The sequence below is a fragment of the Stenotrophomonas sp. GbtcB23 genome (genome assembly GCF_019091045.1).
Taxonomy (GTDB): Bacteria; Pseudomonadota; Gammaproteobacteria; order Xanthomonadales; family Xanthomonadaceae; genus Stenotrophomonas; species Stenotrophomonas rhizophila_A.
Genome location: NZ_JAGXKC010000017.1, coordinates 65,420 through 82,954, shown reverse-complemented (window position 1 = coordinate 82,954; position 17,535 = coordinate 65,420). Strand labels below are relative to the sequence as shown.

Here is a 17,535-nt window from a genome sequence, read left to right as displayed (position 1 = left end):
GTGAATGTCACTAGATGCAGGGGATACAGGCGCGAGAAGCGAGCGACGAAGAACCGCCAGCCGTCCACGCCACGCGTTGCCACCGCCTCACCGTAAAGCCAGAAAAACACGAAGCCCGACAGGGAGAAGAAGAAGTCCACCGCAAGCCAGCCCCAGTGGTAGAACATGGACAACTGGGCGTAGAAGGGTTGGTCGGTTTGACGGAATGCCAGTTCGCCGGTGCCGCCGAGCAGGAAGTGCTGCCAGTGCCAGACCACCACAACCAGCGCCGCCACGCCCCGGATGACATCGAGCGAGTGAAAGCGGGCGGGAATAGGGGGATGCTTCAAGGTCATCGCGCATCGATTCTGTGAGGTGGGTACTACGGGCACGTACCGTCATGTGCCGGGGACACCGCGATCATACTTCGCAGCGGGCGCTGATGGGGCGTTGACACCCCGTGCAGCCCGTGGGGTGCAAGCTGGCCGCACTTACCCGCTCACGGAGACTGGCCATGCGTATGTCCCTGCTGTTGCTTGCCTGTGCCCTGCCGCTGACCGCGTGCAGCACCCCGCCCAAGAGCAGCACCGATCCGGCCGTGGTCGACCCGGTGCCTCACGTCGCTGATGGAGGCACCATGAAGTGCAATCCCGACGTTCTCGAGCAGTTCAATGGACAGAAGGCGACCGAAGCGCTGGTCAAGAAGGCGGTGGCCGCCAGCGGTGCGAAGAACGCGCGCGTGGTGAAGCCGGGCATGGCCGTCACCATGGACTTCCGCGAAGATCGGTTGACGATCAACGTCGACGCAGACAACAAGATCGAGCGCATCGGTTGTAATTGACCGGCGACGGGGTGCCCGGGTATACGCCCGGGCATCACCGTTACCTCAGGCGCTGCACGGTGCCATCAGCTAGTGCCTTGTCGAATGCCTTGCGCACGTCGCGGGCGATCTGGGCCGAGGCGATGCTCTGCTGCTGCGCCAGGCCTGACTGCTGGCGGGCCAGTTCGGCCTGCTGGCGGGAAATCTCGGCAATCCGGCGGTGGTCCACCGCTGCCGCAGCGTCCGCCTTGGCGCGCTGCGCCGCGCGTTCGGCCAGTGCTGCATCGCCCTTCGTGGTACGCGCGGCATTGTTGGCCATTTCCGCCGCATCCATCGACTCCATCGCATCGCGGCTGGCGCGCATCGCCACCTCGGCAATTCGCTCGCCCAGCTCACCCTGCTGCTCGCCCAGTGCGCCCATGCGGTCGCCCAGCGCGCCCTGCTGCTCGCCCAGCCTGGCCACCTGCTGCTGGGCCTTCGACAGCGACTGCAACAGCGCCGGATCGCGCACGAGGTAACGCTCGTTGCCGACGCGCACCCACAGCGCCGGGTCGCGACCCTGTACATCACGCTGTGCCTGCTTGAGGTCGGCCATCGAGGCATCGACGAAGTTGTCGCCGCCGCCCATCAGCACGAAGGCCTGGCGCGGCTGGTGCGAGAGGTCCAGACGACCGTGGGTGATGGTGGTGGTACTGGTGCTGGTGCTGCTCACACTGTCCGGGTGCGGCGGCGGTGCGGGTGCGGCCGGGGGCGCCGGTGCACGCGGTGCAGTGACCGGGTGCGGTGCCGATGCCGGACGTGGCACAGCCGGGGCCGCTGGCGCGGTGGGAACCGCAGGGGCAGCAGGGGCAGCGGGAGCGGCCAGCACCGGGGGGGCCGGCGGCGGCGCGGGCGGAACCGCAGCCACCAGCCGCATCGGCGCGACGCCGATGACCACGAACAGCGCCGTGATCGCCAGCGACGCCACGCGCGGGAAACTCCCGGTCTGTTGAAGGGTCAGCAGGCGGCGCTTGAGGCTGCGGAAGTTGGGCGAGGCACTGGCCACGCCCACCGCCGGCCGCGGCGCCACGCCCAGCTGCACCAGCAGGCGGCCGTAGTCGTGGCGGCAATGCCCGTGCCCGGCCACCACCGCGCTGTCGCACGCCTCTTCCCGGGCCAGCGCGTATTCGCGCACGGCCACGTGCAGCAGCGGGTGGAAGAACAGCAGGTGCTGCGCCAGCGCGGGCAGCAGCCCGAACCACAGGTCTCGGCGCTGCAGGTGGACCAGCTCATGGGTCAGCGCCATGTCCAGGTCATCGGCGGCCATCGCCGGCAGTTCACGTGCGGGCAGCAGCAGCACCGGGTTCCACGGGCCGATCAGCTGCGGCGAACGGATCTGCGCGGACAGCTTCAGCTTTGGCGCGCGGGCAAGCCCATGCGCTTCGGCGGCCAACTGCAGCGCCTGCTGCAGCCCGGCGTCGGTGCAAGGCACCGCATGGCGGACCAGCGCGCGGCTCTGCCGGTAGGCACGCAGGCTGTGCACCATCATCAACAGGAGGCCTGCCGCCCACAGCGCGAACACCACGCTCTGCCAGGACAGCGACGCAGCGGTCGGCGCGGCGGTCAGGGTATCGATTGCCATCGGCGCCAGCGTCGTCGGCGCCTGCACCATCGGCTGGGCCACCAGGGTGGCGTTGTCGATGCCCGGGGCCGGCAGTACCGCCAGTTCGAGCGGGCTGCTCCAGACCAGACCCAGCACGGCCTGCAGGGCCACCAGCCACCACAGGCGGCAGCGCGTGGCGGCGGGCAGCCGCGGCAGCAGCCGGCACACGCCCCACACCAGCGCCACCAGCAGCGCGCTCTGCACGCTGGTCCAGGCAAGGCGGGTCAGCAGTTCCATCATCAGGATGTCCATGGCTCAGCCCTCCCGCTTGCGTGATTGCAGCTGTGCGACCAGCGCTTCCAGTTCGGCCAGTTCGCTGTCGCTGACCTCGGCCTTGTGCGACATGAACGCGACGAAGGGTGACACCGAGCCCTGCAGCGTCTTTTCCACGAAACTCGCCACCGCGCCCTGCACCACGCTGTCCTGCTCGCCGGTGGCGGAGTAGCGGTACACGCCCTCGACCTGCTGGCGCTGGAGATACGCCTTGCCCCGCAGGCGCTCCATCATGGTCAGCACGGTCGAGCGGGCCAGGCCACGCTCCTCGCCGAAGCCGGCCGCCACTTCGCCGACGCTGGCGTCGTCCTGTTCCGCTATGTACTGCAGCAGGGCCAGTTCCTGGTCCCCGATGGTCTTGCCGCGCATGGCACACTCCGTTGACTACACGTGTCGCCACCATGCCTGTGACTACAGGTGTCGTCAAGTGCCGGACGGCGGCGGCCGACGAACGGTAATGCGGAAGCCGCCGCGTCGCATGTCGTCCCCTTCTGCCTGGCCTTTACCCCTTCGGACCGCCCATCACCGGCAGGATCACCCCGCTGATGTAGCTGGCGGTGATCGGCGAGGCCAGGAAGACGTAGGCCGGCGACAGTTCCTCCGGCTGTGCCGGCCGGCCCATGTCGCTGTCCTTGCCGAATTCGGCCACGTCCGGCGCCTGTTTGTCGGCCGGGTTGAGCGGGGTCCATACCGGGCCGGGGGCCACCGCGTTGACGCGGATGCCGCGCGGCAGCAGCTGGCTGGCCAGCGCCTTGGTGAACGCATGGATGGCGCCCTTGGTGGACGAATAGTCGATCAGCGCCTTGCTGCCGAACAACCCGGTTTCCGAACCGGTGTTGATGATGCAGTCGCCCTCTTCCAGGTGCGGCAGTACCGCGCGTGCCATCTGGATGTAGCCGCCGATGTTGGTCTGCAGGGTTTCCTGCAGGTGTTCGTCTTCAAGGTCTTCCAGGCGTTCGCAGTGCAGCTGGAACGCGGCATTGTTGACCAGGATGTCGATGCCGCCGAACGCCTTGGCTACCTGCTTGACGGCCTTGTTGCAGAACTTGGGATCGCGCACGTCACCGGCGATCACCACGCACCGGGTGCCTTCGGCGTCCACGTGCTGGCGGGTGACCTCGGCGTCGTCGTGTTCGTCCAGATGCAGGACGGCCACATCGGCGCCTTCGCGGGCGAACAGCACCGCCACCGCGCGGCCGATACCGGAATCGGCGCCGGTGATGATGGCGCGCTTGCCCTTGAGCTTGCCGCTGCCGACGTAATCCGGCGCCAGGAAGCGCGGCGCCAGATGCAGTTCGTGTTCGTTGCCCGGCTTGGCAATGTGCTGCGCCGGCATGGTTTCAGGCTGCTTGCGGCTGCCGGCCTGGGTGGCCTTCTTGGTCGCTTTCTTGCTGGCCTTCTTCGCCGCGGCGCGCGCGTCCTTGGCCTTTTCCTGGTCCTGAAGGCGGCGCTGGCGGGCGGCCACGCGCGCGGCGCGCGGGTCGGTGGCGGCGGCCTTGCGGGTAGCGGTCTTCACCACCGGGGTGCGCGTGCGCGTTGCCTTGGGCTCGGCGGAGGTCGCGGCGGGGGTCGTACGTTTACGGGTTTTCTTGGCCGTGGCCATGGTCAACTCCTTCGTAGCATTTGCCTCGATGCGGGTGGAGGGCGAGGCAAGGGCAGTGTGGCGGCCGGGCCGGTCGCATCCGGTGAATGGCATGTCGCCATGACGTGTAGGGCTTCATCCGCCGCATACGCACGCAGCGGCATCGTGGGCACCAGAATCCCCGTTGGAGCCGCCCCATGTTTCGTCCCCTGCTTGCCGTTGCCGCCGTGACCCTTCTTTCCGCCTGCAGCAGCACGCCGGTGGCGCAGGTGCAGCCGATCGACGGCGTCATCTCCGGCCAGTGCCATGTCGACAAGGTGCGTGGCGCCGTCGGCCTGGCCGCGTCGGCCGCCACCGTAGAGCGCGCCCGCGTGGACAGCGACAGCCTGCAGGTCAACGTGCTGCGTGGCCAGCGCACCGAGAGTGGCCCCACCGCCAGCGGTGCGGCAAATCCCAGCCCGGGCGCGGAGAGCGGTGGCGAACGCCTGACCATCGAGACCGGCCGCACCAACAACATCACCGCCATCTACTGCGGCTGATGTCCTGGCCGGGATCGCGCCCTCAGCGCGCGGCCCCGGCCTTGGCCTTCTTCACCGTGCGCCGCGCGCTGCGCAGGAACTTCAGCGTCGCCTGCTCCCATTGCCGCTCCCCGCGCAGGCCGGCCAACCGCGCCAGCGACCCGCTGCGCCAGCCATCGAACACGCTGGGATCGATGTAGGCCTTGCGGCACACCGAGGGCGTGTTGCCCAGCAGCGTGGCCACCTCGCATACCACTTCCTTCTGCAGCGCGGCCAGCGAGCGCTCGCTGGGCGACTCTGGTAGTGCCGTGGCGGCGAATTGGCGCAGCGCGGCCACCGTGCCACCCCAGGTGCGGAAGTCCTTGGCGCTGAAATCGGTGCCCATCGCATCGCGCAGGTAAGCGTTGACCTGGCCCGAATCGACCGGCTGCAGCGCGCCGTCATCATCCCGGTACTGGAACAGGGCCTGCCCCGGCAGCTGCTGGCAGCCCTTGATCAGGCCCACCAGGCGCGTGTCGTCGATGTCGACCTCATGCTGCTGGCCGGACTTGCCACGGAAGCGCATGCGCGCGCGCCCGCCCTTGACCAGCTCCAGGTGGCGGTTGCGCAGGGTGGTCAGGCCGTAGGAGCGGTTATCGCGGGCGTATTCGGGGTTGCCCACGCGGACCAGGGTTTCGGCCAGCAGCGCGACCACGATCGCCAGCACCTTGTCCTGCGGGAAGCCGGGCAGCTTGAGATCGCGGCGCAGGCGGCGGCGCAGCGCCGGCAGCGCCTCGCCGAAGGCGATGACCCGGTCGAACTTGCCGTCGCCGCGCACCCGCGCCCAGTCCGGGTGGTAGCGGTACTGCTTGCGCCGGCGCGCATCGCGCCCGGTCGCCTGCAGGTGGCCGTTGGCCAGCGCGCAGATCCACACATCGGTGTATGCCGGGGGGATGGCCAGCGAGCGGATCCGGGCCAGGGTGGCAGCGTCGCGGACCGCGTGCCCGTCGGCGTCGCGGTAGCTGAAGCCCTTGCCGGCGCGGCGGCGGGCGATGCCGGGCAGCTCGTCGGTGACATAGCGCAGGCCGGCGTCGCGGGCTGCGGTGGCTTCGGGGGTGGCAAGGCGTGCGGGCATGGAAGCAGGGCGACGGAACGGGCCTGCAGTGTGGTGGGTGGCGCGACGGCGCCGCGTCAATAACGCAACACAAACACCTCACACCCGCCTTGGCGATATGCTCCACGGTTTACCGCCTGGAACTCCGGAGTCTCGATGTCGTCCTTCTCCTTCCGCCGCCCGTTTGGCCCCACGATCCTGGCTGCCGCCCTGGTCCCCACCCTGCTGTTGCTGGGCGCCTGCAAGGCCCCGCCGATGGACGAACAGGAAGCAGCGGGTACCCACGCGCAGAAGGCCGCCGAAGAAGTCGCTGCGGCGCCCGCCGACACCACGGCCAAAGCCACCGAGGCACCGCCGGTCGGCAACTGCGATGCCAACCAGGTGCAGAGCCTGGTCGGCCAGCCCTATAGCGATGCCATCGGTGCGCAGGCGCAGCAGGATGCCAGCGCGCGTCAGCTGCGCGTGCTCAAGCCAGATGACATGACCACCATGGAATTCGTCGGCGAGCGGCTGAACATCGAAGTCGATGAAAAGGGCGTGGTCACCGGCCTGCGCTGCGGCTGAATTGGGCGCACCGGACGCGGGTTTTCGAGGGGTTTGGTTGCGCGTGCAACCGTGTATTGCGGCGTTGCAGCAACTGTGATCTAGTCGAAGCATCCGGTGCCTCCAGATGCGCTCAACGGATTGAGCGGGGACGAGTGTCGCCGCTCACCCGACATTGAGGCAGAGATGGCCCCCCGCAACCGCCAAGGGCTTTACGACCCACAAGACGAACGCGATGCCTGTGGTTTCGGCATGGTGGCGCAACTGGATGACCAGCCGTCACGGCTGCTGGTCGACACCGCGATTGCGGCGCTGTCGCGCATGACCCACCGCGGCGGTGTTGCCGCAGACGGTGTCACCGGTGACGGCTGCGGCCTGTTGCTGCGGCGCCCCGAAGCGTTCCTGCAGGCACTGGCCGCCGAAGCCGGCATCGTCCTCGGGAAACTGCATGCGGCCGGCGTGGTGTTCCTGCCGCACGACGATGCCGCCGCCCAGGCCTGCCGCGACACCCTCGAACAGCAACTGCGCGACGCCGGCTGCCAGCCGCTTGGCTGGCGCGTGGTGCCGACCGATCCCAGCGTGTGCGGCCAACTGGCCCGCGATACCCTGCCCCACATCGAACAGGTATTCGTCGATGCCGGCCATGGCCAGGACGAAGCCGCCTTCACCCTGGCGCTGTTCCTGGCCCGCCGCCGCAGCGAACAGCAGCTGCGCGAACATGCCGATTATTACGTCACCACCCTCAGCCCCAACGCGATCAGCTACAAGGGCATGGTGCTGCCGGACAAGCTGAGCCGGTTCTACCCGGACCTGCAGCGCAACGACCTGGCCTCCAGCGCCATCGTCTTCCACCAGCGTTTTTCCACCAACACGCTGCCGCGCTGGCCGCTGGCGCACCCGTTCCGCATGCTCGCCCATAACGGCGAGATCAACACCATCGAAGGCAACCGGCGCTGGGCGCAGGCGCGCAGCAAGGTGTGGAAGACCCCGCGCTTCGACATCGGCGAATTCAACCCGGTGATCTCCATGCACGGCTCGGATTCGCAGAGCCTGGACAACATGCTGGAGCTGATGGTCAGCGCCGGCATGGAACTGATCCAGGCGCTGCGCATCCTGGTGCCGCCGGCGACCCAGTCGCTGGAGTTCAAGGACGCCGACCTGGCCGCGTTCTACGAGTTCTACGGCCTCAACAGCGAACCCTGGGACGGCCCGGCCGGCATCGTCGCCTGCGATGGCCGCTATGCCGCCTGCACGTTGGACCGCAACGGGCTGCGCCCCGCGCGCTGGATGCTCACCTCCGACCGCCACTTCCTGGTGGCGTCCGAAGCGGGCGTGTGGGAAGTGCCGGCCGAACGCGTGGTGCGCAAGGGCAAGCTGGGTCCGGGCGAGATGATGGCCATCGACCTCAAGCGCGGCGACCTGCTGGATTCGGATGCCATCGACCGCATCAACCGTGGCCGCGCGCCGTACAAGCAATGGCTGCAGCAGGGTGTGACCTACCTGCAGACCGAACTGATCGACCCGTCGCTGGTGGAAGAACCGTTCGACGAACGCACCCTGCGCAGTTACCACAAGCTCTTCCAGCTCAGCACCGAGGAAGTGGAGCAGATCCTGCGCCCGCTGGCCGAGACCGAGCAGGAAGCCACCGGCTCGATGGGCGATGACACCCCGATGGCCGTGCTCAGCCAGCAGAGCCGGCCGCTCTACGATTACTTCCGCCAGGCCTTCGCGCAGGTCACCAACCCGCCGATCGATCCGTTGCGGGAAGACTGCGTGATGTCGCTCACCACCCAGCTCGGCAAGGAGACCAACATCTTCCATGCCGGCGCGGAGACGGTGAACCACGTCATCCTCAATTCGCCGGTGCTCAGCCAGCGCAAGCTGCGCCAGCTGATCAAGATGCCGCAGTACGTGGACCGCAACCGGCTCATCGACCTCTCCTACAGCCTGGACGAAGGGCTGAAGGCCGGCATCGAGCGCATCTGCGCCGAAGCCGAAGCGGCCGCGCGCGAAGGCATCGTCATGCTGCTGCTCAGCGACCGTTACCCGGTGGCCGACCGGCCGATGGTGCATGCGCTGCTGGCCACCAGTGCGGTGCACCACCACCTGTCCAACGCCGGGCTGCGCTGCGACGTCAACCTGATCCTGGAAACCGGCACCGCGCGCGACCCGCACCACATGGCCTGCCTGCTCGGTTTCGGCGCCACGGCGGTGTACCCGTACCTGGCCTACCAGACGCTGTTCGATTTGGGCCGGCGCGGCATCCTGCAGCTGAAGAAGGGCGGCGAGCAGTCGCAGATCGGCCGCAGCTACCGCAAGGGCATCTACAAGGGCCTGTCCAAGATCATCTCCAAGATGGGCATCTGTACCGTGGCCAGTTACCGTGGCGCGCAGCTGTTCGAGATCGTCGGCCTGGACGACGAAGTGGTCGACCTGTGCTTCCCGGAAACGCCCTCGCGCGTGGCCGGCGTAGGCTTCGCGCGGCTGGACGATGAGGCGCGCGAGCTCACCGTGCGCGCCTGGAACGACCTGCTGCGCCCGGAGGTGGGCGGCGTGCTCAAGTACGTGCACGGTGGCGAATACCACATGTACAACCCGGACGTGGTCATGACCCTGCAGCGCGCCGCGCGCAGCGGGGACGCCGCCGACTGGCAGCGCTACTGCGAAGCGGTGCACGGGCGCCCGGTGTCGGCCCTGCGCGACCTGCTGCAGCTCAAGGCGGCGCCGACGCCGACCCCGCTGGATGAAGTGGCCCCGGCCGAAGACCTGTTCCGCCGTTTCGACACCGCCGCGATCAGCCTGGGTGCGTTGTCGCCCGAAGCGCATGAAGCGCTGGCCATCGCCATGAACCGGCTGGGTGGGCGCAGCAATTCCGGTGAGGGTGGCGAAGATCCGGTGCGCTACGGCACCAACAAGCGCAGCAAGATCAAGCAGGTGGCCTCGGGCCGCTTCGGCGTGACCGCCGAGTATCTGGTCAACGCCGAAGTACTGCAGATCAAGGTGGCCCAGGGCGCCAAGCCCGGCGAAGGCGGGCAGCTGCCCGGGCACAAGGTCAACGAACTGATCGCGCGGCTGCGTTATGCCAAGCCGGGCATCGGCCTGATCTCGCCGCCGCCGCACCACGACATCTATTCCATCGAAGACCTGGCCCAGCTCATCTACGACCTCAAGCAGGTCAACCCCGATGCACTGGTGTCGGTGAAGCTGGTGTCGCATGCCGGCGTGGGCACCATTGCCGCCGGCGTGGTCAAGGCCGGTGCGGACCTGATCACCGTGTCCGGCCATGATGGCGGCACCGGTGCCAGCCCGGTCAGCTCGATCCGCTATGCGGGCGTGCCGTGGGAACTGGGCGTGGCCGAATCGCACCAGGCGCTGGTGGCCAATGACCTGCGCGGGCGCACCCTGCTGCAGACCGACGGCGGCCTGAAGACCGGCCTGGACGTGATCAAGGCCGCGCTGCTGGGCGCGGACAGCTTCGGCTTCGGCACCGCGCCGATGATCGTACTGGGCTGCAAGTACCTGCGCATCTGCCACCTCAACAACTGCGCCACCGGCGTGGCCACCCAGGACGAGCGCCTGCGCGCGCAGTATTTCACCGGCCTGCCCGAGCGCGTGGAGAACTTCTTCCGGCTGCTGGCCGAGGAAGTGCGCGGCTGGCTGTCCTACCTGGGCGTGCGCTCGCTGGACGAGATCGTGGGCCGCACCGACCTCCTGCAGCAGCTGGACGTCGCCCCGCGTCCGGGCGTCAAGGTGGATCTGTCGCGCCTGCTCAACCCGGCCCAGTACGGCGGCAGCCACTGCGCCGCGCAGCGCCTGTACGAATCGCCGGACAGCCTGGCCACGCAGATGGATGGCCTGCTGGCCCCGGCCATTGCCGGCAAGCTGGGCGGCGAACACCGCTTCCTGATCCACAACACCGACCGCTCCATCGGCACCCGCCTGTCCGGCGCCATCGCACGCGCGCATGGCAACCAGGGCATGAGCGATGCGCCGCTGACCCTGCGCTTCCGTGGCACCGCCGGGCAGAGCTTCGGCGCATTCAACGTGGGCGGCCTGCAGCTGGAAGTGGAAGGCGAAGCCAACGATTACGTGGGCAAGGGCATGGCCGGTGGCCGCCTGGTGGTACGCCCGCCGCGCGGCGCACGCTTCGAAGCGCGCAACACCGCCATCATCGGCAACACCTGCCTGTATGGCGCCACTGGCGGTGAGCTGTTCGCCGCCGGCCGCGCGGGCGAACGCTTCGGCGTGCGCAACTCCGGCGCGCTGGCGGTCATCGAAGGCGCCGGCGACCACTGCTGCGAATACATGACCGACGGCATCGTGCTGGTGCTGGGAAAGGTGGGGCTGAACTTCGGTGCCGGCTTCACCGGCGGCCTGGCCTACGTGCTGGATATCGACCGCGACTTCGTGGACCGCTACAACCACGAACTGATCGACATCCACCGCATTTCGGCCGAAGGCTTCGAAAACCACCGCCAGCACCTGCACACGCTGATCAGCCGCCACCGCGAGCTCACCGGCAGCATCTGGGCCCAGCAGATCCTGGACGAGTTCCGCGATTACGTGGGCAAGTTCTGGCTGGTCAAACCCAAGGCCGCCAGCATTGAATCGCTGACCGAATCGCTGCGTCGCGCCGCCTGATTTCCTGGATTCCCCTATGAGCCGCAAGCACGCCTTCCAGTTCCTCGACCTGCCCCGGACCATGCCGCAGCGCATTCCGGTGGAACTGCGCACCTCCGGCGACTGGGGTGAGCTGTACGGAAAGTTCGGCAAGGAAGATGCCCAGTACCAGGCCGGTCGCTGCCTGGACTGCGGCAACCCCTACTGCAGCTGGAAGTGCCCGGTGCACAACGCCATTCCGCAGTGGTTGCAGCTGGTGCAGGAAAACCGCATCCACGAAGCGGCCACGCTGTGCCATTCCACCAACCCGCTGCCGGAAGTGTGCGGCCGGGTGTGCCCGCAGGACCGCCTGTGCGAAGGCAGCTGCACGCTGGAGGAATTTGGCGCGGTCACCATCGGCGCGGTGGAGAAATACATCGTCGATACCGCGCTGGCCACCGGCTGGCGGCCAGACATGGCGGCGGTGGAAAGCACCGGCAAGCGCGTGGCGGTGATCGGCGCCGGCCCGGCCGGCCTGGCCTGTGCCGACCGCCTGGCGCATGCCGGCGTGCAGGCGGTGGTGTACGACCGCTACGAACAGATCGGGGGCCTGCTGCAGTTCGGCATTCCCAGCTTCAAGCTGGACAAGTCGGTGATCAGCCGCCGCCGCAACGTGCTGGAAGGCATGGGCGTGCAGTTCCGGCTGGGCGTGGAGATCGGCCGCGACGTGACCCTGGAAACCCTGCTGGCCGACTACGACGCGGTGTTCGTCGGCACCGGTGCCTACCGCTATACCGATGGCGGGCTGCCCGGGCAGGACCTGAAGAACGTGCTGCCGGCGCTGCCGTTCCTGGTGCAGAACAGCCGCATCGTCAGCGGCAGCGATGCCCACGGCCGGCCGATCGCCGGCTGGGAAGACACGCTTGCCCTGCCCGACCTGGAGGGCAAGCGCGTGGTGGTACTGGGTGGCGGCGATACCGGCATGGACTGCGTGCGCAGCGCGGTGCGGCTGGGTGCGGCGCGGGTGACCTGCGCGTACCGCCGCGACGAGGCCAGCATGCCGGGCTCGGCGCGCGAGGTAGCCAACGCCCGCGAAGAAGGCGTGCGCTTCCTGTTCAACCGCCAGCCGCTGTCGATCGAGGCCGGTGCCGATGACGAAGCGATCGGCGTGACCGTGGTGGAAACCCACCTGGGCGAGCCCGATGCACAGGGCCGGCGCAACGCGGTGCCGATCGAGGGCAGCGAATCGCTGCTGGAAGCGGACGTGGTGATCATCGCGTTCGGCTTCTCGCCGACCGCGCCGGCATGGCTGACCGCGCAGGGCGTGGAGGCGGGCAACAACGGCCGCATCCTGGCCGGCGGCCAGGGTCGGCTGCCGTTCCAGACCGCCCACCCGCGCCTGTTCGCCGGTGGCGACGCGGTGCGCGGTGCGGACCTGGTGGTGACCGCCGTGGCCGAAGGCCGCGATGCGGCAGCGGCAATCGTGGAGCTGATCACCGCCTGACAGCGGTCACCGGGCACGGTAGCGCCGGCCGTTGGCCGGCCCACGCAGTGCCGGATTCAAGCGGCGGCCCGGACCCCGGCGCGCTCGATTTCCAAGGCCAGCAACAGCTGGATCTCATCCAGCTGGTCGCGGATGCGGGCATTGCCCGCATCGTCGGCGTGGTCGCATTCGATATGCGCATCCAGCATGCGCGCCAGCCCGACCAACAGGACGTCGGCATCGCCGTGGGCCGCATGGCGCAGCAGGCGACCCAGCGCGCGGATGCGGGCGCCGCGGTCGTGGGCCAGCGTCTGCACCGACGGTGCGTTGCGGGGAGCGGAGAGAGGCATGGGGGCTTGTCCTGATTGACCGGCTGATGGCAGTCAATGTCGGTTATGGCCCTGGTAGACGGCTATGCAACTTTTACGAATTGTCGTGAAGGGCTGGTAATGTCGCGGATGCCCCACTCTCCCGGATGATTCCCATGCGCATCGGCCTGGCTGCCAATCGGCTGCACCACCACGACAAGCACGCCGCCCTGTTCCGCTGGCTGCGCGCCAGCGACAGCGGATTGCGCGAGCTGGGCGTGGAGCTGCACGCGGTCGGCCGCACCTTCGACGCCATCCAGCGGCTGGGCTTCCTGCCCGATTTCGCCACCCTGCGCCGCTACCCGAACGGCCGCGAGGGCGGCCTGATGAAGCTGGTCGCCGAGGTGGTGGGCATGGGCACGCCCGAGCGGACGCTGGATGGGGCGATCTACCTGATGGATCCGGTCGACCCGTCCTCGGTGTTCCCCGAAGCCACCGCCCTCAAGCGCCAGTGCGTGATCCACGGCAAGCCCTTCATCTCCACCGTGGCCACCGCGCGCGACTGGATCGAAGTGGAACGCGTGCACGCCGGCCTGGCCGCCGATCCCGGCGCCGATGACCTGCATGCATTCGAGCAGCACACGCTGGCGCTGATCGCGCACGATGCGATGAAGCCGGCCATGCTGGCCTTCGCAGACGAACACTTCGCGCTGCTCTCGCGCTTCCGCAGCCGCGTGGGCACCGGTACCACCGGCCAGCGCCTGAACGAACTGGCCTGGAGCCGGGGCTGGGCCAGGGACCAGGAGTGGGTGACCCGCTACCAGAGCGGCCCGATGGGCGGCGACGCGCAGATCGCCGACCAGGTGCTGGAAGGCCGCTGCCAGCGCGCGATCTTCTTCGAAGACCCGCACGTGGCGCGCCAGCACGAAGCCGACATCCAGCTGCTGGAGCGCGCGGTCACCACCGTGACCGATCAGGCGGTGTGCATCACCGCCCCGCGCGTGGCCGCACGCTGGGCGCAGGCGGCCACACTGCGCGCACGCGCTTCGCCCTGATCACGGGGTGGGTATGCATCGCTGGCCACGGCGAAATCATGCGCGCCCTGCCCCCGTCGCCACTCACTGGGGCCGCTGCGGCCGCCGGCACTGAGGATGTAGCTGCCGCGCCAGTGGTCGTCGCTTTCACGGCGGTCCATGCCGTGGGTGGCGATGCTGCCCTGGCGCCGCGCGCTTTCGCGGAACAGCAGGCGGAAGCGCTTGCGATGGAACACGCTGCCGTACAGGCCACCACTGACTTCCACCCGTGGCCGTTCGCGGCCGGGCAGCAACCGTAACGGTCCGCTCCCAACGCGGCACTGCACGCACTCGGCCACGCCTTCCACGCGCACCCCGTTCTGCGACAGCATCACCAGGTACACGGCCTCGGCGTGGCGCTCAGGTCCCTGGCCGTAACGGGTCAGCGTCCACACTCCGGACACATCCGGTACGCGCGCACGCAGCATCGCCGCCGTGCCCAGCACGGCGGCCGCCAGCACATTGGTGAGCACATCGAAGGCAACCGAGGCCATCGTCGACATGGGCATTCCGGGTGGCGGCAGAAGCCGCCAGATTCGCGCGCCTCACGCAGCGATCCCATGCAACAAGGTCGAAAGCAGCGACGCAGAAAGCGTATTCAAAGCAGCTGCCGCAGCATCGCCTTGAGCCGCCGCCCTTCCATTTGGAAGTAATCCCGTTCCTCACGCCACGCCGGGAAGCGCTGTTCCACTTCGTCCCAGAACGCAGGCGAATGATTGGCCTGGATCAGATGGCAGAGCTCATGCACCAGCACGTACTCGAACGCCGACGGCCGCCCCAGCACCAGCGCCAGGTCCAACGCCATGCTGCCATCGGGGGCCAGCGAGCCCCATTGCGAGGACATCACCTTCAGCCGCAGGCGCGCTGGTGCGCGCGGCAGGCTGGGCAGGTAGCGCGGCAGCCACTGGCCGACATCGGCGCGGGTCTGCGCTTCGTAGAACTCGCGCAGCGCGCGCTTCACCGTGGCATCGGTACCGCGGGCCGGCAGGTGCATGCACACGCCGGTGCCGTCCAGCTCCAGGTGCGCATAGCGGCCGGTATCCCACCGCAATGGCAGCAGTTCGCCACGCAGCGGCAGCACGCCGGGTTCGCCGATCACCAGCGGCGGTGGCAGGTTCTGCGCCTGGTAACTGCGCAGCTGCGTGGACAACCAACCGCGGTGCTGTTCGAGGAAACGTTCGCCCATCACCAGGCTGGCGCGCGGCGGCAGGGTCAGCCGCACGCCACGCTCATCCACGCTGAGCTTGATCCGGCGCGCACGCGGATCGCGCACGCGCAGCACGTCGATCTCGGCATCCTCCAGGCGCAGGCGCACGGTGTCGCGCTGCAGGGTGGGGGCAACGGCCGGGGAGATCAGGCGGCGGAGGAATCCGGGCATGGGTACAGCATAACGCCCGTGGTGCGCGGGATATGACTGCGGGGTGTAAAGGGGCGGGGCAGGACCCCGCCCGGTGCCTCAGTCGGCTTTGCTCAGCTTGAAGGCCTCTTCCAGCAGCAGGAACAGGCGCCGTACTTCGCCGCTCTGCAGGGCGAAACGGGCATCCAGCTCGGCGCGGCGGCCGTCTTCGTCGGCGTGCTCGAGCTGGTCCAGGGCGCCGTCCAGGAACTTCAGCTTGCGCACGATCAGGTCGTCGCCCAGCACGAAGGACAGGTTGTCCTCGAACACCAGGGCCAGCTTGGTCACCTGCTTGCCGGCGTCCAGGTGCTTGTCGATCTCGTCGCAGCGCAGTTCCTGGTGCTGGCACTTGACCACCGCGCCGCCCTCGGCCGGGTCCTTCATCTCGCACTCTTCGCCCAGGCTCAGCCCGGTGGGGAGCGGCTCACCGGCGATCCAGCCGGTCAGGATCGAGCGTGGCGCCACTTCCGCGTTCAGCGGCATGGCCGGGAAGCTGCCGAGCAGGCCACGGATGTCGGACATCATGTTCTCGCCCTTCTTGCTGCTCGAGCAGTCCACCGCCACGTAGCCGTGGGTGAGGTCGATCAGCGCGTCAGTACGCGAGCTCTTCACGAAGGCACGCGGCATCAGCTCGTGCAGCAGGTCGTCCTTCAGGCGCTTGCGCTCGCGCCCGCCGGGCTTGCGCCCCTCCTTCTCTTCGATCTCTTCCAGCTTGCGGGCCAGCAGGTCGTTGACCACCGCGCCCGGCAGGATCTTGTCCTCACCGCCCACGGTCAGCCACAGCGCGTCGCCGACGCGGTGCGAGAACACGGCCTTTTCCTCACGACCGAACGGGGAAATGAAACCGCGTGAACTCATTTCAAGCGGGCCGACCGGCTTGAGCAGCACCTGCGGCAGCAGGGTATCGACTTCAGAGAAATCAGTGGCAGTCGGGAAGCGGAACAGCGTCAGGTTGCGAAAGAACATGGAAATCCGGATAGGAAGGCGTGAAAGGGAAGGTCAGGGGGTGCCGTCGGTCCAGGCCGACGGCGGGCTGGGCGCGACCGCGGTGCGGCCCAGCGCCATGAAATCGAACAGGGCCGGGTCGGCCAGCTGCGACGGGTGGATGTTGCCCAACGCACGCGCGATCTGGTCGATCCGCCCGGGGTGTTGATCCTCCCACTGCTGCAGCATCTGCGCCACCTGGCGGCGCTGCAGGTTGTCCTGGCTGCCGCACAGCGTGCACGGAATGATCGGGAAGCCGCGCGCCTGCGCATGCTGTGCGATGTCGCGCTCGCTGACATAGGCCAGCGGGCGGATCACCACGTGCTGGCCATCGTCGCTGCGCAGCTTGGGCGGCATCGCGGAGAGCTTGGCGTGGTGGAACAGGTTGAGGAAGAACGTGGCCACGCTGTCGTCGCGGTGGTGGCCGAGTGCGATCTTGCTGAAGCCATTTTCCGCCGCATGCCGGTACAGCGCGCCGCGGCGCAGCCGCGAGCACAGCGAGCACATCGTGCGGCCTTCGGGAATGACCCGGCTCACCACCGAATAGGTGTCCTGTTCGATGATCTGGTAAGCCACGCCGATCGAGGCCAGGTACTCCGGCAGCACGTGTCCGGGGAAGCCCGGCTGTTTCTGGTCCAGGTTCACCGCCACCAGTTCGAAGGCCACCGGGGCCTTCTTCTGCAGCTGCAGCAGCACGTCCAGCAGGGTATAGCTGTCCTTGCCGCCGGACAGGCAGACCATGATGCGGTCACCGTCCTCGATCATGCCGAAGTCGGCGATCGCCTGGCCCACCTGGCGGCGCAGCCTGCGCGCCAGTCTGTCCTGCGCGGCCGCGTCCGTGCGCGGGGCGCGGGGGAGCGGATCGGGCAGGGGCAGCACGGCAGGCATCCGGTCATTCTACCGGCTCGCACTGGTTGCCATCGGTGTGGGGAAGTGACTGCGTTCACTCCCGGGCGTCATGCCGGATGTGTATGCTCGACGACTGTGGATACCCTGACGCCCGAACAGATCACCGACCTGCTTGCCAACCTCCGGCAGGAGCATCGTGACCTGGATGACAAGATCCAGCGCATGGCCGCCAATGGCGAGGATGAGCTGGAGTTCAAGCGCCTGAAGCGCCGCAAGCTCCAGCTCAAGGACCGCATTGCGAAGCTGGAAGACATGTTGATTCCGGACGAGCCGGCGTAGCCGCAAGAGCGGGCGTTACGTGGGACACGCACGGCGTGTCGCTACGACGATGCG

Annotated in this window: 16 protein-coding genes and 1 pseudogene; 7 read left to right on the top strand and 10 right to left on the bottom strand. The window is 68.3% G+C overall.

Annotated features, from left to right (window positions below; all coding sequences use genetic code 11):
• On the bottom strand, positions 1 to 335 hold a 335-nt coding region (locus KVS69_RS09325), incomplete at its 3' end, for an acyltransferase family protein (protein ID WP_217537852.1).
• Between the two features lie 158 nt (positions 336 to 493).
• Here KVS69_RS09325 and KVS69_RS09320 point away from each other — a divergent pair.
• A complete protein-coding gene (locus KVS69_RS09320; protein ID WP_068848180.1) occupies positions 494 to 820 on the top strand; it encodes an I78 family peptidase inhibitor in 327 nt (108 codons plus the stop codon).
• Between the two features lie 40 nt (positions 821 to 860).
• Here the strand turns inward: KVS69_RS09320 and KVS69_RS09315 are convergent, their stop codons facing one another.
• The 3 genes from KVS69_RS09315 to KVS69_RS09305 all read right to left on the bottom strand — a co-directional run bounded on the left by KVS69_RS09315 (position 861) and on the right by KVS69_RS09305 (position 4,317).
• Positions 861 to 2,693, bottom strand: coding sequence for a M56 family metallopeptidase (locus KVS69_RS09315; protein WP_217537851.1), 1,833 nt, complete (start codon positions 2,691 to 2,693; stop codon positions 861 to 863).
• Between the two features lie 3 nt (positions 2,694 to 2,696).
• Positions 2,697 to 3,083, bottom strand: coding sequence for a BlaI/MecI/CopY family transcriptional regulator (locus tag KVS69_RS09310; protein WP_093535329.1), 387 nt, complete (start codon positions 3,081 to 3,083; stop codon positions 2,697 to 2,699).
• 133 nt (positions 3,084 to 3,216) lie between these two features.
• Positions 3,217 to 4,317, bottom strand: a complete 1,101-nt coding sequence (locus tag KVS69_RS09305; RefSeq protein ID WP_217537850.1) for an SDR family oxidoreductase — start codon at positions 4,315 to 4,317, stop codon at positions 3,217 to 3,219.
• Between the two features lie 176 nt (positions 4,318 to 4,493).
• Here KVS69_RS09305 and KVS69_RS09300 point away from each other — a divergent pair, with 176 nt between their 5' ends.
• Positions 4,494 to 4,835 (top strand): hypothetical protein, encoded by a 342-nt coding sequence (locus tag KVS69_RS09300; protein WP_068848174.1) that lies wholly within the window; start codon positions 4,494 to 4,496, stop codon positions 4,833 to 4,835.
• Positions 4,836 to 4,857: 22 nt separating this feature from the next.
• Here KVS69_RS09300 and KVS69_RS09295 read toward each other — a convergent pair.
• A pseudogene (locus KVS69_RS09295) lies at positions 4,858 to 5,892 on the bottom strand (DNA topoisomerase IB); the annotation flags it as partial.
• 171 nt (positions 5,893 to 6,063) lie between these two features.
• Between KVS69_RS09295 and KVS69_RS09290 the strand changes: the two are divergent.
• The 3 genes from KVS69_RS09290 to KVS69_RS09280 all read left to right on the top strand — a co-directional run bounded on the left by KVS69_RS09290 (position 6,064) and on the right by KVS69_RS09280 (position 12,553).
• A complete protein-coding gene (locus KVS69_RS09290; RefSeq protein ID WP_068848170.1) occupies positions 6,064 to 6,471 on the top strand; it encodes an I78 family peptidase inhibitor in 408 nt (135 codons plus the stop codon).
• A gap of 165 nt (positions 6,472 to 6,636) precedes the next feature.
• A complete protein-coding gene (gene gltB, locus KVS69_RS09285; protein WP_217537848.1) occupies positions 6,637 to 11,091 on the top strand; it encodes a glutamate synthase large subunit in 4,455 nt (1,484 codons plus the stop codon).
• A 16-nt stretch (positions 11,092 to 11,107) separates the two neighbouring features.
• Positions 11,108 to 12,553, top strand: a complete 1,446-nt coding sequence (locus KVS69_RS09280; protein WP_068848166.1) for an FAD-dependent oxidoreductase — start codon at positions 11,108 to 11,110, stop codon at positions 12,551 to 12,553.
• Between the two features lie 56 nt (positions 12,554 to 12,609).
• Here KVS69_RS09280 and KVS69_RS09275 read toward each other — a convergent pair whose 3' ends face one another.
• Complete coding sequence (locus KVS69_RS09275) at positions 12,610 to 12,882, bottom strand: hypothetical protein (RefSeq protein ID WP_095362439.1); 273 nt, start codon at positions 12,880 to 12,882, stop codon at positions 12,610 to 12,612.
• Positions 12,883 to 13,016: 134 nt separating this feature from the next.
• Between KVS69_RS09275 and KVS69_RS09270 the strand changes: the two genes are divergently transcribed.
• Positions 13,017 to 13,895, top strand: a complete 879-nt coding sequence (locus KVS69_RS09270) for a methylglyoxal synthase (protein WP_217537847.1) — start codon at positions 13,017 to 13,019, stop codon at positions 13,893 to 13,895.
• Here the strand turns inward: KVS69_RS09270 and KVS69_RS09265 are convergent.
• The 4 genes from KVS69_RS09265 to ttcA all read right to left on the bottom strand — a co-directional run bounded on the left by KVS69_RS09265 (position 13,814) and on the right by ttcA (position 17,181).
• On the bottom strand, positions 13,814 to 14,416 hold the full coding sequence (locus KVS69_RS09265) for a hypothetical protein (protein WP_217537846.1): 603 nt from the start codon (positions 14,414 to 14,416) through the stop codon (positions 13,814 to 13,816). The two genes, KVS69_RS09270 and KVS69_RS09265, sit on opposite strands and share 82 nt — an antisense overlap.
• 95 nt (positions 14,417 to 14,511) lie before the next feature.
• Positions 14,512 to 15,291, bottom strand: a complete 780-nt coding sequence (locus KVS69_RS09260; protein ID WP_217537845.1) for a SprT family zinc-dependent metalloprotease — start codon at positions 15,289 to 15,291, stop codon at positions 14,512 to 14,514.
• Positions 15,292 to 15,369: 78 nt separating this feature from the next.
• Positions 15,370 to 16,275 (bottom strand): recombination-associated protein RdgC, encoded by a 906-nt coding sequence (locus KVS69_RS09255; RefSeq protein WP_068848158.1) that lies wholly within the window; start codon positions 16,273 to 16,275, stop codon positions 15,370 to 15,372.
• Between the two features lie 33 nt (positions 16,276 to 16,308).
• The gene (gene ttcA / locus KVS69_RS09250) at positions 16,309 to 17,181 is read right to left on the bottom strand and encodes a tRNA 2-thiocytidine(32) synthetase TtcA (protein ID WP_184126307.1); all 873 of its coding nucleotides are present in this window, start codon (positions 17,179 to 17,181) and stop codon (positions 16,309 to 16,311) included.
• Between the two features lie 96 nt (positions 17,182 to 17,277).
• On the opposite strand from ttcA, the gene KVS69_RS09245 reads away from it, so the two are divergent.
• Positions 17,278 to 17,481 (top strand): DUF465 domain-containing protein, encoded by a 204-nt coding sequence (locus KVS69_RS09245; RefSeq protein ID WP_068848155.1) that lies wholly within the window; start codon positions 17,278 to 17,280, stop codon positions 17,479 to 17,481.
• Positions 17,482 to 17,535 lie beyond the last annotated feature (54 nt).

Excerpts from the sequence above, each read along its gene's own strand:
- KVS69_RS09310 (WP_093535329.1), bottom strand. The coding sequence starts at position 3,083 with ATGCGCGGCAAGACCATCGGGGACCAGGAACTGGCCCTGCTGCAGTAC.
- KVS69_RS09305 (WP_217537850.1), bottom strand. The coding sequence starts at position 4,317 with ATGGCCACGGCCAAGAAAACCCGTAAACGTACGACCCCCGCCGCGACC.
- KVS69_RS09275 (WP_095362439.1), bottom strand. The coding sequence starts at position 12,882 with ATGCCTCTCTCCGCTCCCCGCAACGCACCGTCGGTGCAGACGCTGGCC.
- KVS69_RS09320 (WP_068848180.1), top strand. The coding sequence starts at position 494 with ATGCGTATGTCCCTGCTGTTGCTTGCCTGTGCCCTGCCGCTGACCGCG.
- KVS69_RS09290 (WP_068848170.1), top strand. The coding sequence starts at position 6,064 with ATGTCGTCCTTCTCCTTCCGCCGCCCGTTTGGCCCCACGATCCTGGCT.
- KVS69_RS09315 (WP_217537851.1), bottom strand. The coding sequence starts at position 2,693 with ATGGACATCCTGATGATGGAACTGCTGACCCGCCTTGCCTGGACCAGC.
- KVS69_RS09255 (WP_068848158.1), bottom strand. The coding sequence starts at position 16,275 with ATGTTCTTTCGCAACCTGACGCTGTTCCGCTTCCCGACTGCCACTGAT.
- KVS69_RS09300 (WP_068848174.1), top strand. The coding sequence starts at position 4,494 with ATGTTTCGTCCCCTGCTTGCCGTTGCCGCCGTGACCCTTCTTTCCGCC.
- ttcA (WP_184126307.1), bottom strand. The coding sequence starts at position 17,181 with ATGCCTGCCGTGCTGCCCCTGCCCGATCCGCTCCCCCGCGCCCCGCGC.
- KVS69_RS09280 (WP_068848166.1), top strand. The coding sequence starts at position 11,108 with ATGAGCCGCAAGCACGCCTTCCAGTTCCTCGACCTGCCCCGGACCATG.
- KVS69_RS09265 (WP_217537846.1), bottom strand. The coding sequence starts at position 14,416 with ATGTCGACGATGGCCTCGGTTGCCTTCGATGTGCTCACCAATGTGCTG.
- gltB (WP_217537848.1), top strand. The coding sequence starts at position 6,637 with ATGGCCCCCCGCAACCGCCAAGGGCTTTACGACCCACAAGACGAACGC.
- KVS69_RS09260 (WP_217537845.1), bottom strand. The coding sequence starts at position 15,291 with ATGCCCGGATTCCTCCGCCGCCTGATCTCCCCGGCCGTTGCCCCCACC.
- KVS69_RS09270 (WP_217537847.1), top strand. The coding sequence starts at position 13,017 with ATGCGCATCGGCCTGGCTGCCAATCGGCTGCACCACCACGACAAGCAC.